Source organism: Maribacter halichondriae (assembly GCF_027474825.1).
In the GTDB taxonomy this organism is placed as follows: Bacteria; Bacteroidota; Bacteroidia; order Flavobacteriales; family Flavobacteriaceae; genus Meishania; species Meishania halichondriae.
This window is the reverse complement of the sequence record NZ_CP107030.1, coordinates 4,111,507-4,123,892: the sequence shown is the minus strand read 5'-3', so window position 1 is coordinate 4,123,892 and position 12,386 is coordinate 4,111,507. Positions and strand designations below refer to the sequence as shown.

At 40.9% G+C, this 12,386-nt stretch carries 14 protein-coding genes and 1 pseudogene; 5 read left to right on the top strand and 10 right to left on the bottom strand.

All coding sequences use genetic code 11. The features are described from left to right. Positions 1-89: 89 nt before the first annotated feature. Complete coding sequence (locus N8A86_RS19325) at positions 90-356, top strand: hypothetical protein (RefSeq protein WP_273566869.1); 267 nt, start codon at positions 90-92, stop codon at positions 354-356. On the opposite strand, the gene N8A86_RS19320 is transcribed toward N8A86_RS19325, so the two are convergent. Further along, complete coding sequence (locus N8A86_RS19320) at positions 348-1,178, bottom strand: transglutaminase-like domain-containing protein (protein ID WP_273566868.1); 831 nt, start codon at positions 1,176-1,178, stop codon at positions 348-350. The genes N8A86_RS19325 and N8A86_RS19320 overlap by 9 nt on opposite strands. Further along, on the bottom strand, positions 1,133-1,735 hold the full coding sequence (locus N8A86_RS19315) for a hypothetical protein (protein WP_273566867.1): 603 nt from the start codon (positions 1,733-1,735) through the stop codon (positions 1,133-1,135). The genes N8A86_RS19320 and N8A86_RS19315 overlap by 46 nt, the downstream gene beginning before the upstream one ends. A gap of 264 nt (positions 1,736-1,999) precedes the next feature. Here N8A86_RS19315 and N8A86_RS19310 point away from each other — a divergent pair. Beyond that, positions 2,000-2,943, top strand: a pseudogene (locus N8A86_RS19310) (PQQ-dependent sugar dehydrogenase); the annotation flags it as partial. Between the two features lie 15 nt (positions 2,944-2,958). Then, positions 2,959-3,528 carry a PQQ-dependent sugar dehydrogenase gene (locus N8A86_RS19305; RefSeq protein ID WP_273566865.1) on the top strand — a complete coding sequence of 190 codons (570 nt, stop codon included), beginning with the start codon at positions 2,959-2,961 and terminating at the stop codon, positions 3,526-3,528. Positions 3,529-3,789: 261 nt separating this feature from the next. Here N8A86_RS19305 and N8A86_RS19300 read toward each other — a convergent pair whose 3' ends face one another. Then, complete coding sequence (locus tag N8A86_RS19300) at positions 3,790-4,371, bottom strand: fasciclin domain-containing protein (RefSeq protein ID WP_273566864.1); 582 nt, start codon at positions 4,369-4,371, stop codon at positions 3,790-3,792. Positions 4,372-4,568: 197 nt separating this feature from the next. Here N8A86_RS19300 and N8A86_RS19295 point away from each other — a divergent pair, with 197 nt between their 5' ends. Beyond that, a complete protein-coding gene (locus tag N8A86_RS19295) occupies positions 4,569-4,928 on the top strand; it encodes a DoxX family protein (protein ID WP_273566863.1) in 360 nt (119 codons plus the stop codon). Positions 4,929-4,936: 8 nt separating this feature from the next. On the opposite strand, the gene N8A86_RS19290 is transcribed toward N8A86_RS19295, so the two are convergent. From N8A86_RS19290 to N8A86_RS19275, 4 genes are all read right to left on the bottom strand, one after another. Beyond that, positions 4,937-5,305 (bottom strand): DoxX family protein, encoded by a 369-nt coding sequence (locus tag N8A86_RS19290; RefSeq protein WP_273566862.1) that lies wholly within the window; start codon positions 5,303-5,305, stop codon positions 4,937-4,939. 78 nt (positions 5,306-5,383) lie between these two features. Further along, complete coding sequence (locus N8A86_RS19285) at positions 5,384-5,872, bottom strand: CIA30 family protein (protein WP_273566861.1); 489 nt, start codon at positions 5,870-5,872, stop codon at positions 5,384-5,386. Positions 5,873-6,039: 167 nt separating this feature from the next. Further along, positions 6,040-6,771 (bottom strand): class I SAM-dependent methyltransferase, encoded by a 732-nt coding sequence (locus tag N8A86_RS19280; protein WP_273566860.1) that lies wholly within the window; start codon positions 6,769-6,771, stop codon positions 6,040-6,042. Between the two features lie 163 nt (positions 6,772-6,934). Then, positions 6,935-8,425: a T9SS type A sorting domain-containing protein gene (locus N8A86_RS19275; RefSeq protein WP_273566859.1), complete on the bottom strand. Its 1,491-nt coding sequence runs from the start codon at positions 8,423-8,425 to the stop codon at positions 6,935-6,937. 288 nt (positions 8,426-8,713) lie between these two features. Here N8A86_RS19275 and N8A86_RS19270 point away from each other — a divergent pair, with 288 nt between their 5' ends. Next, positions 8,714-8,884, top strand: a complete 171-nt coding sequence (locus N8A86_RS19270) for a Lacal_2735 family protein (protein WP_273566858.1) — start codon at positions 8,714-8,716, stop codon at positions 8,882-8,884. A gap of 28 nt (positions 8,885-8,912) precedes the next feature. Here the strand turns inward: N8A86_RS19270 and ggt are convergent, their stop codons facing one another. The 3 genes from ggt to N8A86_RS21800 all read right to left on the bottom strand — a co-directional run bounded on the left by ggt (position 8,913) and on the right by N8A86_RS21800 (position 12,263). Continuing rightward, positions 8,913-10,610: a gamma-glutamyltransferase gene (gene ggt, locus N8A86_RS19265; protein ID WP_273566857.1), complete on the bottom strand. Its 1,698-nt coding sequence runs from the start codon at positions 10,608-10,610 to the stop codon at positions 8,913-8,915. Positions 10,611-11,147: 537 nt separating this feature from the next. Continuing rightward, entirely contained in the window at positions 11,148-11,774 is a 627-nt protein-coding gene (locus tag N8A86_RS21805; protein ID WP_337251671.1) for a DUF2914 domain-containing protein, read from the bottom strand. 243 nt (positions 11,775-12,017) lie between these two features. Further along, positions 12,018-12,263 (bottom strand): hypothetical protein, encoded by a 246-nt coding sequence (locus tag N8A86_RS21800; RefSeq protein WP_337251670.1) that lies wholly within the window; start codon positions 12,261-12,263, stop codon positions 12,018-12,020. Between the last annotated feature and the right edge of the window lie 123 nt (positions 12,264-12,386).

The window sequence follows — 12,386 nt, the reverse complement described above, 5'->3', positions numbered from 1 at the left end:
CATAAACCTGTTTCAGTCAAATTTTACTATATTTACTTGAAGTGCTAATCACATGCATCCATTTGATTTTTAACACCTAAAACAATTATATGATGAGCCGATTAAAAGAACTCAAATATTTTACTTTGATTATGCTACTTCTCTGTTTCGTTGCCGCAGGAACAGTAAGCTCTTGCAGGGAACAGAAAAAAGAGGAAAGCACCGAATCGCAAGCGGAAGAACATCCTGAAGGTGAGGAACACCCGACCGAAGATGCGGCTGCAGAAGGTGAACATCCTGAGGGCGAGGAACATCCCGAAGGTGAAGAACACCCAGAAGGTGAAGAGCATCCTGCCAAGGATTCCGTATCAGGGTAGCATTACCAATGTATCGGAAGTTTCGTCCGTACGCTTGCGTTGGAACGAGAAAAACGTCTTTGGGAATACTGCTGTATTTCCTTCTTCCATAACAGGGTACGCCAGAAAATTAATAGGCCCGGACTTCGGTCCGGGTTCTACTATCAGGTCACGCCCACGAGTGAATTCAATGCGATTTGCCGGATGGCGGCCAAAATAGTAGGTCGCAAGTGCAGAGTATTTGTTGGCTTCACTGATGTCTACGGGCCACCATTTTCCTTCTGCGTAGAATTCCGCCCAACAGTGATAACCGTCAATACCGCCTTCGTCCCGATCTGACGGAATGGAAGCTCCTACCGCAAACCGTGATGGAATACCGGCCGACCGGGCCAATGAAATAAATAGGGAATGGAACTCCGTGCAATTGCCGCTTTTCGCATCGCACGCGTACACCGCATCTCCTGTACCATATTTTCCTGCCTTGATGTAACGCACATTTTCAGTCACATAATCATATAAGGCCCTTGCCTGCATAATGGTACCGTCATTGCGTTTTGCACCAATAATGGAATCCGCGAGTATTTGAAACCGATCGCCCACGGGCATCAAGGCACTGGCATTAAGGTACTTTGAAGGGGAAGAATCTTCCTCATAAGGATTTTTCTCGTGTCGCTCAACATCATAAACAAGTTCAATTTTCTTCCCGCTATGTTCGGGAGTGAGTTGCATATACAAAATAGTATTGCCATTTGCCTTTTCATCGAGCATTTGATGTTCCGCAGGAGCCGTCAAGGATGTTAATTCAACGGTTTGAAAACGATCGCTCTGCGGAACGGAATCCATAGTTGTGCCCCTTCCGTCATTTCCGGTAACGTAACCTCATAATGAAATTCGAATTTATCAACTCCTTCGATCACTCCCAACAAATCATTTGAGGCATTTTGCATTGGTACTCGGTACCAAGTCTTATCCTTGCGTCGTTTCCATGTATAAAAAGGTTTGCCATTTAGTTTGTGTAAGGTAGTTTCGGTAACCGACATGTTACCCGGATCTCCTTCTAGAAAAAAATCTACATCGTAGACATCACCGCTAATATCGGCGAGATCGACACAGGCAAAATGCCGTCGAGGCCCTAAATTAGAAAGATATTCGGTATGTACGCGAACCAATTGTAGGCGGAGTTCTTGTCCCTCGGCATCTTCCATATAAAAATACCCATCGCCTTCGGCTACTCTTTTGTCAATATTGGCTTTAATACCCGCCTCTATATCTGCCGTAACAACTTTGGGAATATTGGTTTCAGCAAGGGACTCTTCCTTGTCTTTTTCTTGTTTTGTACTTGAATTGCAGGCCATGAGCATGGCAATCATTAGGAAATAAATAATCCGAAGCTTTTTCATTTCAATACGGGATTAATGATTGTATGAATTTACGATAAATACACTGTTATCCCAATACGGATAATAATCCTGTGGAATATGCTCTTAACTATAGGGATCGTTCTTTGTCCAGTCAATCTCCAACTTATACCATACCCATGCAAATTGTTGATTTTCAACCTCACTTCCATGACTTAGTCCTTGAATGCTATAGTTTTATGATAGATTCTTTTAACTTTAAGAATTAATTCATCATACACCATCAAATATCGAAATGTATTTTCCATGAAAAAAATAGTTTTCCTATTTCTGATATTGACCATTTTATCTTGTGGAGACGACGATATAAGTACTGGAATAATACCTCCTGCCGACTCAGAAACACCAACAAAGCCTGATTCGGAAATACCCGAAGAACCCGATACAGAAATGCCACCCACCAACGACCCTACTTCAAATTGCGAAATCGACGCGGACACTGATGATTTTTCAGTCATAGAACCTATTATAATTGATGGCTTCAAAATGACACAGCTTTTACCCAACAATTCCCTTGTTACACCTTGGGAAATCACTATCGGTCCTGAAGGTTATCTTTGGGTATCGGAGCGCGAATCGTATAAGATTGTCCGTATCAACCCAAAGACAGGAGATAGCGATGAGCTGATCGAATTGAACGATGCAACACACTTCGAATTTCAAACAGGGCTATTGCGGATCGCCTTACATCCAGAAATTGGACAGGACAAGGGCAATGATTATGTTTACGCCTCATACACCTATAACGATGGGGTCTACAAGCAGAAGATTGTACGCATGGATTACTCCATTGATGATAATTGCGACGCTGACCTGTCCAACACAACGTCTATCTTGACCGACCTTCCCGCCAGTGGGGACCACAATTCAGGTCGTTTGGTTTTCGGCCCGGACAATACATTGTATTACACCATAGGGGATTTGGGTGCCAACCAATTTACCAATAAATGCCAACCTGTATTATCTCAAATTATTCCTATACAAGCAGAAATCGACAATCAAGATTGGTCCAATTATCCCGGTAAGATACTGCGTATAAATCTCGACGGAACGATACCTAATGACAATCCGGTCATCAATGGGGTCAAGAGTCATATTTATTCGTATGGCCATCGCAATGCCCAAGGATTGATTTTTCCAAAGACGGAATATTATATTCCAACGAACATGGCCCGAAAACCGATGACGAAATCAATATTATCGAAGTGGGAAAAAATTATGGATGGCCTCATGTAGCAGGATATAAAGACAACATGGCCTATAGCTATTGTATATGGGCCGACATGGAGAACTGCCAATCGGTCGAATATGACGAGACCGATAGCTGCCCAGAAGGTGCCCCAACGTTCACGGAAGACTCTTGGGACCATCCAGATTTTATGGCTCCGATCAGCACTTTTGAAAGTACGGTGGGCAATGATTTTAATTTCGATTGCGGAAATGGTTTTTACTGCTTCCCGACGATTGCACCATCCAGTATACAAGTCTATGACGATGACGGGATACCGGAATGGGGGAATTCCTTGTTATCCACGGGGCTCAAATCCGGTCGAATCTTCCGTACAATGCTAACTGCCGATGGACAAAGCGTGACGGGGGCGATGCAAGAACTATTTGCAGTGGGCAATCGTTACAGGGGTTTAACAGTTAGCAGTGATGGTAAGGCCATCTATGTCATCACGGATGGTGGAGGACCTACATCGGGCCCAAATAACGAAGGCCTTACTAATCTTAATAACCCGGGTACAATACTCAAATTCGAGTATATCGATTAGGCAATGGTTTACTCTTCAAAAAATTATGAAATCTTCAAGAATATTTTTTATTTTTCTATATACTATCGTGTCTTAGACATCTTAGTAAAGTACAATAGAAGGTATACATTAAAAGAAAATTAGGCATGATTGTCTTAAGATTCTTCTACTGGTATTCTTCTTTATGAAATCGCGGTTATCTTGAGCTATTTAATATAGCATTAAAACAAAAAAGCCATTGCATTGTGGCAATGGCTCTTTTGTTCCTAATCATTGTTTTTATTATTCTGGCATCACCAAAGCATCCAAAGCATGAATCACTCCGTTAGAGGCCTCCACGTCTGCGATGACTACAGTGGCTGTTCCACCTTTGGCATCCGTCAGGACAACATTACCATCTACAAGGCTCAAAACGATATCATTCCCTTGTACCGTTTTCACCGTAAAACTGCCGTTATTAGCATTTATAGCTTCTATTACAGCGGCCGCCTCAAATTTACCAGAAACCACATGATAGGTCAAAATACCGGTCAAAGCATCCTTACTTTCGGGTAACAATAGGCTTTCCACGGTACCTTCGGGCAATTTGCCAAAGGCATCATTGGTGGGTGCAAATACAGTAAATGGGCCATTACTGCTCAAAGTTTCAACCAATTCTGCTGCTTGCACTGCAGCGACCAGGGTAGAAAAATTGTTATTTCCCGCAGCGACTTCTACGATATTTGGAGTTACCTCTTCCACTACAGCAACTTCTGTAGTTTCCTCTATGGTCTCTTCTTCTTTCATTTCTTTTTTCTTTTCACCACAGGATGATAATAAAAGACCTGAAATTGCAAAAATACTTAGCACTCTGAAAATTTTCATTTGTTCTTTAAGTTTTTAATTAGCCATAAAGATACTCGATATAAAATTTTGTTTAATTTATTTAACATAACATTAAACAAAAATAAAGAATTTGTTTGTCCAAGCTCCGTAATTTGTACTCTAAAAGAATAAATTGAATCTTAAAGAGGCCTTTAAGAAAACTTGAGCCTAGGAAAAATTCGGGTAATCGATTCGAAATGGAAGACGTATATGGAAATTTTGACCTATCTCACTTTTTTTCCGCACTCTCCTTTTTCTTTTTTGGTGGAGCTTGTTTTGTAACAAAAGAAATGAAGTCGGAATTTAAAAGATATGGCCTCTCGTCTTTTCGTAAGATCGTAGGCTTATTACAGTTGCTGGGGGCTATAGGATTGGTCCTAGGTTATATCTACCAGCCCTATTTGCAAGCGTTTGCTGCAGCTGGCTTATCATTTTTAATGGTATTGGGCTTTCTGGTACGCATCAAGATTAAGGATACTTTTTTCCAGTCCGCTCCTTCCCTATTCTATGCTATATTGAATGCCTTCCTTTTTTATGAGTTGATGTTGTTCCTTTAGGGTCAGGTTCAATACAAAGGAAAGGCTATATATAGACACATGGACAAAAACAAAAAAGCCGGAAACGATTTTTTCAAAGAATCGTTAATTTTCAAATGCATGACGATGGAACCTAACAGAAGTACAGCCAGACCCAAGGCCGATATTTGTCTTAGGCCGGGATACCAAATAGCCAAAATAAGTCCTATAGCCAAAATTACCTTGAGCGTACCGACTACATAACATAGCCATACTGGCAGTCCGCACACTTTAAATTCTTCAACAATGGTCTTGGCGTCCCCTCCTCGCCATTGGGTCGCTTTTTTATTCTGTATCAACCACACGTTAAGAATGCTTATGGCAACAATGCATTGTAATACAATCAGTGAATAATTCATATTTTTCAATTATAAGATTACTTCTTTTACTACTCCAAATAAATTTTTTCAATTTCTAAGGAGAAACTTTCTTTTTGCTTATTTCCAATTAAAATGGCAATCTCTTCCATAGTCTGGCCCGGGTAGTTGGGTTTGTCCAAGGTATTTCCCCCGAAAACTTGGATAAAAGCAGTCAAGTCGAAGTTTTACAGTCTCCCAAGAACCAGAAGTATCTAAAGTATTTATATAAGAAAAACGCTGGGAAACATCACTTTTAATTCGGAATTGATAAGTTTTTCCGTCTCCTTTAATTTTAAGGACTACATAGGTATACTTAGAGACCGCTTTTTTCTTAAACCTATGACGAATAGAGGAAAATCCACCATTGTTTTCCAGCCGTACCGTACCTGTATAACGAATGTTTCCTGCTTCATTTAAAACCATTGAACCGTTAGAAAGGCCTCCCATCACCCCATCATCCAAGACATACCAATTGGTTAACGTATTCATGGTCGTACCGTTGAATATTATAGGAGAAGTGTCTAGATAAAGTATTGCCATAAGCACTATTAGAATTAACTCTTTCATATTGTGTTTAACTAAATATAGAAAATAGTAAACAAAAATAATTCTTCTTAACGAAATCTTATGTTTTTAGCCCCAATCAAGTGCTGCTTCAACCAAAATAATGGCTTACCCCTAAATATGAAACCTTAGCAATCTATTTGATTAAGCAAAAAGACCATTAATTGTATTTATTCCTTAATAAATACCATACAGTGCTGCCAAGGTAGGTTATCAATATTCTCTTCTAATCTCATACCTGCAGCTTGCATTTCTCTTACGGCTTGCGATTCGGTCATTTTGTGTAATTCTTTGATGGGTACATTGCCATCTTCACCTCTGTATTCAATCAGAAAGAATTTTCCATCGGGTCGTAATGCCTTTTTTATGGCGGTCATCATTTCAATTGGATACTCAAGTTCATGGTATACATCGACCATAAGTATTTTATCAATGGAAGCTTCAGGCAAGTTTATGCTTTTTGAACTTCCCTTGATGGTGGTAATATTTTGGACTTTCTCCTTTTTCTTACTCGTTTGGATAGCTTCGAGCATTTCATCTTGAATATCGACTGCATAAATATGGCCCTTCCCTGCCATAGGTGCCATCTTAAACACATGATAGCCTGACCCCGCTCCGATATCGGCAATGGTATCATTGATGTCAATATTCATATTAAGCAATAGTTTGGAAGTGTTTTCTTCTTTCTCACGCTCAGGACGTTCTAACCAACCTATGCCTTGAAAACCCATAACGTGCGAAATTTCACGACCCATATACCACTTTCCAATACCATTGGGGTCGCCGTTCTTAAAGATATAGTCGTTATTAACTGCAGTATTTTGCCCTCTACATCCAAAGAAGGGCAATACAATGAATAGCACGCACACACAAAGTACAATGGAATTTTTGCTAGCTATCATGTCTTACGATTTTATCTGCCAATGAAGATAAAAGATTTAAATCACTTCATTAAAGGAAACGGACAGACAGTTTTAGCTATAAACAACCAGGGCTATTGGGAACCGGCCTCTAAGGAATAGAAGAGCCTGCAAGCTTTCCAGAAATATTCTTAGGATTGCCCCTTTAGCGCTTTACTATTTTTTCAGTGTGCAAAGTGCCCGTTTCCTTGTTTTGGATAGAAATAAAATAGAGTCCTACGGAGAAAGGGGTCAAATCAACTTCTGCGGTAGATTCCGTCGTAGTTATGTTTTTTAGTACTTTGTGCCGCACGTCTGTCAGCAAAATTTTAGATTCAGAAATCAGACCGCTGACCGTAATTTTATCGGAAGTGGGGTTCGGATAAATACGAATATTTGTAGTCTCGTCAATCGGAACGTTAACGGTTTCAGGCGTGTTTGAAATCGGTCCATTGACATTATACACCACCACAACAGGAGGTCTCGCATACGTTCCTTGTTCCGTATCTCCTTTTTGAACCGTCAGGTATAGATTGCCCGTTGTGGAGTCGAAACTACCACCCCCTACCGCCCGCATACCACTGGCTTGAAATGGAGTGTTAAAGATACCATAATCATAGGGCAAAACCTCGTGGGATGCCAATGTTCCGTTTTTGACTTTCAATAAATCTTGCATGTCCCAAAGCCAATAATGCTGATATTCATCGGAAGCTTGTGGCGGACAATATCCCCCACAAAGGTTTCCGTCATCTTGGCTACACTTGTAGCAAACGCCACTGATATGACCGCCACTATTGCCTAGCGTCATATAGGTTCTAGTTCCGGGTACTATAAATCCATATGTTGCACGTGAAAGATGCGTCCATATATCATTGGTCCCCGTTTCGTTCGCCAGGTCTTCGTTTAGGGGTTCTGCCAACGAAAAATCCATCAATATCTTTGTAGCAATTTCATTAGTTGCGGCTAGTGCCTCTTCCATCTGAAAGGAAAAAGCGGAAGGCCCGACGCTGGTACGGGAAATAATAGGGATTCCGCTGGACTGCCCGGTAATATGTGAACCTTCCAAAACTTGTTGCCAAATAGTAGGTATTGGAGAAATCCATCCAGAAGTATGCCCTGCTCCTCCTTGAAAATTCATGTATCCTTTTAAAGAAGAAGTCTCCAAGTTGTTTGCGTCGTTAATGACCAAAGTAGTCAATGAATTATCTCCCGGGGCATCATAATATTCGTATCCGTTTACCAATAATTGCTGTCGCCCACCATTGTTGACGACATACAACCCGCCAATTCGGTCGATACCTTCAGGATTGCCATCCGGCGTACCGTCCAAAACTTGAACGAAAGGTTGTAAAGGACTATCCACCATATTCAAATCGGCCAATACCTCGCTTTTTACCAATTCGGGAATGCCGAATTCAGCTATTGCTTGTTGATGGGCATGCCCTACAATGAACAACGAATGGTTTTTGGAATTATAGGCTATAGGCCCTTCCGAGTAATTCAAATCGGATACACCAAACTCACTGGCCTCCAAACGAAAAGCACCTTCATAGGTCAATTGTGAAATACTGAACAAAGACAATTCTTCGGGGTTTTGTGCTATTGACATAACAGTTGTCAAAAACGATAGGATCGAGACCATGTATAAATTCCTCATAATAAAACCGTTGGGGCGCCCTCATAAATCGAAGGGTATATACAAATAACGAATCGCATTTGTAATTGTTGTGGAATATTTAACCGTGATGCTTCCAAATTGAATACGAATTGTTAAGAGCCTAGTAGTTAAGCAATGTGCCAATGCAGACAAGGATTCCTTACACGGTCACCTTACAGAATAAATATTCGATCTTGGTAATCTAGTGGATGAAAAAACTGGACGTGCTTTTTTGCGTTAAAACCTTGGTGTATATAAAAGCTAAGCGGTATCTTCAAAACAAAAACTATGTTCGGAATTTTTAAAAAGAAATCAGAGAAAGAAAAGTTGCAGGCAACCTACGAAAAACTCATGAAGGAGTCTTTTGAACTATCCACTATAAATCGTTCTAAAAGTGATGCTAAGGCCGCGGAAGCGGACGAGATAATGAAACGTTTGGAGGCATTAAAAAAAGAATAGGTTCATCGATCCTGACTTGAATAACATGTCAATATCCGGCAGCCTGTCCATCCTTTCTTGATTCCGAGGCACCCGAGTAGACTTTATTTTCAACATCTATACCAATGGCTTGATAGCCCCCATAGATGCCCACGGCAAATTCGATGTTATGTCCTTTTTTGCGTAGTTCTCGAATGGTCTTATAATCAAATCCGCTTTCCAAGTTTAGCGTACCGCCATTGGTCATTTTCGAACCTGTCGGTTGTGAACTGCCCCGATGGCGCATACGGGGCGCATCACCTGCCTCTTGTAGATTCATACCAAAGTCTACGATATTAGCAACAATCTGGGCATGGCCTTGGGGCTGTACCGCACCGCCCATGAGTCCGAAACTGACCCAAGGTTTTCCATTTTTCGTAATAAAAGCTGGAATGATGGTATGAAAAGGTCGTTTGCCCGGTTCTAGGGCATTGGCATGGTCCTTATCCTGAACATTGAACATCTGTCCGCGGTTTTGGAGCACAAAACCCAGTCCATCGGGTACCATACCTGAAGCAAATTCCGAATATATACTTTGGATCAAAGAAACCATATTGCCTTCTTTGTCGGCCACAGTCAAATAGGTAGTATTTCCGGTCTCTATTTCAAAATCCCCTGCGGGATATGTTTTTGCCGCTTTTTCTGCAGCTATAAGTGCGCGTTGCTTCGCCGCATATTCTTTCGTTAAAAGTTGCGTTAAAGGAATCTTGTTAAATTCTGGATCAGCATAGAATTTAGCTCGGTCTTCATAGGCCAATTTTTTTGCTTCGGTCAATACATGCAGATATTCCGTACTGCCAAAACCCATGGAAGCGATATCATACCCTTCGAGGATATTGAGCATTTGGAGTGCTGCGGTACCCTGGCCATTGGGGGGTAATTCCCAAACATCATAACCGCGATAATTTACCGATACGGGCTCGATCCAATTGGAGGTATGGCCGGCCAAATCATCAAACGATAAAAAACCACCATGCTTTTTCATGTACTTATCGATGGTTCTGGCAATATCACCTTTGTAAAAGGCATCTCGGCCACCTTTAGCTATTTTTTCATAGGTGCTAGCCAAATCTGGGTTCTTAAAGACTTCACCTTTCTCCGGAGGTCTACCATTAGGCATATAGGTTTCAGCAAATCCGGGTTGGTCTTTTAGCCCTTCATAACTGGAATCCATTTCATATGCGATGACCTCCGATACCGGAAAACCTTCCCGACCATACGATATAGCTGGCTGAAGTAATGCTGCCATAGGTAATTTTCCAAACTTCTGATGTAAAGCAAACCAGCCATCGACACAACCCGGAACGGAAACCGGAAGTGGTCCATAAAAAGGAACGTATTTCATTTCCTTTTCCATAAAATAATCGATGGTCAAAGACTTCGGAGCCCTACCACTACCATTGAAACCATAGAGTTTTTCTTCTTTTGCATCCCAAACGATGGCAAAAATATCACCTCCAATACCACAACTCGCTGGCTCTACCAAACCTAACATAGCATTTGCCGCAATAGCTGCGTCCATAGCCGTACCGCCTTTTTTCAATATATCGATGGCCACTTGGGTCGCCAAAGGTTGACTGGTCGCCGCCATGCCATTCCGGGCCATTATCTCTGAGCGCGTCGTAAAAGTTTCTCCAGTAAGACGGTCTTGCGCCCAGCTAGTACATGTTAGTAGTAGCCATAAAAAGAGTGTAAAAAGAGTCTTCATTAGTTTTGATTTAAGTAGCCTAAAGCTAATAAAAAAGATGGGGCGGGCAAGAATGCTCATGTATCAAGTATTGGGATCAGCAAAAGGAACTAAGGTATAAGGTGCCAAACTAGACTTACGCGAATCATCAAAAAGTACTTTTAACGCCTATCCCATCCATTCAAGGTCCGTATAAGTACAGTCATAATTTTAACAAGATCGTCAATATCTCAACATTAATGGGGCATATAAAAATTTCCGCCTATGTACCCAATGCCATAAGCCGGGACGCGCAAAAAATCATTTGATGTGTTTTCGAGAGGCTGTCTCTACCAAGTTATGTCTTTGCGCTTTTTCCAGGTTTAGAAAGGTTTGCCATTGAGCCTATGCAAGGTTGTTTCCGAAACCGACATAGTAACAGGATCGCACTCAAGATGAAAGTCCATATCGTAGACATCACCACTTACATCCGAAAAATCCACACAGGCAAAATGCCGTCGAGGCCCTAAATTGTCAAGGTATTCCCTATTTACTCACATCATTGGGCATTGAAAAGTGTTAGAACTTTTTCACGGTCAAACGTTTTGGACTTTCTATGGAACTAGACACAATTTCAAAATCAATTACACCCAGAAGCAGCTCTTCGTCCGTTATTATCGCAACTTTCCAAATTCCGGGTTTTACGTTGCTCTTGTAGGTGTACCCTCGAAAACCGTCATTTCTTCCTCCGGTGATATCATAACCAATATCTTCGACAATCTCCCATTCAGAAGTGCTTTCGTTGTACCATTGCCATCGATGGATCATGGATTTTTTTAAATCTGTGGGTGCAAAAATCGAAGAATAAATATAAACCCGATCATTGGGCCCAAAGTTAAATGCTAAGCGATGGTCTCGCCAAAAAACGTACCACTCATCTGTTTCATAAGTGACAATATAGTTGCCATTTTCCATTCGAATATCATGTGCAACAATACCTTGGTCCAACGCAAGCGGTACCGGTGGAATAAGGCGAAAGAAATAAAACACATTAATTAATACATAAACGAATATGATGATTCCGAAGAGCTTCCCGCGCTTAACTTCTTTTCGGGTACTCGGACTTCTGGTAAAAATAATAGCAATCAATGCGAGCGTAGAGGCCAAACTAATAAGGCCTGAAAATATAAAAATTTGGGTATTCATTGATTTGATGAAAACCGGAGCCATAAAGGCGAAAAAGGTAAAACTTATGAAAAAATAAACGCTGAACTGCAAATATTTGTTAGATATCCGTTTTTTAAGAAACTCATTCGCACAAAGTAGTGCTATCAGGATAATAAAAAACGAAATGGTCTTTGATAGCGAAACACTTCTAGCAAAATATACAACATAGGCACTTGAGAGTCCCCCAAAGGAAAACTGTATTGCCAAGGGAAGAAATTCTTCCTAGCGTTCCAACCATGTATTCTTCCATTCTCCATCATCCACAAGATTATAGAGATAAAGGGCCAAGGTCAGGAAAGACATATGGAGGCAAAGAACAACAAGGTCATAGAATCTATCGACACGGCCCAAGGTCAAGGTGTCAAATATGAATCCTCCTATAAAAAACGTAATCGGGGCATATTTTTCGTATCTCCTGATAATTTTACGAAACCTGCTATTCCTGAACTTTACTAAGGTTCTCTTCATTTGAAATACGGCAAGCTTAAATATAGAGGAATTTAATCGGATTTAATATAAACTTGATTACACATCGCTACTCGATATAAGCATAAGCGAACCGATGATTATCACGAGAAAAATGAGGAGACC